The sequence below is a fragment of the Flagellimonas olearia genome (genome assembly GCF_009184425.1).
GTDB classification, from domain to species: domain Bacteria; phylum Bacteroidota; class Bacteroidia; order Flavobacteriales; family Flavobacteriaceae; genus Flagellimonas; species Flagellimonas olearia.
Genome location: NZ_WELG01000141.1, coordinates 1 through 339, shown reverse-complemented (window position 1 = coordinate 339; position 339 = coordinate 1). Strand labels below are relative to the sequence as shown.

Genomic DNA, 339 nt, shown 5'->3' with positions numbered 1-339 from the left:
CGTAAGCCCCATGTTTAACCTAGTGATTTCCAATGTGCCGGGGCCGAAGGAAACGCTTCATCTCAATGGTGCGGAGATGTTGGCTACCTATCCGGTGTCATTGGTTCTGCATGGTTACGCCCTAAATATCACTGTGGTGAGCTACAAGAATAGCCTTGAGTTTGGCGTGATCGGTTGCCGTGACACGTTGCCTCATATTCAGCGTTTTCTGGTTTATCTCGAAGAATCGCTGGTGGAGCTGGAGCCTTGATTCGGTAATGGTGACTTGATGTATAGAGGCTCCCTAACAACATTGCAGCTTGGTGATTGAGTCGATAATCAACGCGCATTTCTGCTGTA

The 339-nt window shown here is 48.4% G+C and carries 1 protein-coding gene; it reads left to right on the top strand.

Annotated features, from left to right (window positions below; all coding sequences use genetic code 11):
- The coding region (locus F8C76_RS19445) for a WS/DGAT domain-containing protein (RefSeq protein WP_152132968.1) at positions 1 to 250 on the top strand (250 nt) is incomplete at its 5' end.
- Positions 251 to 339: the final 89 nt, after the last annotated feature.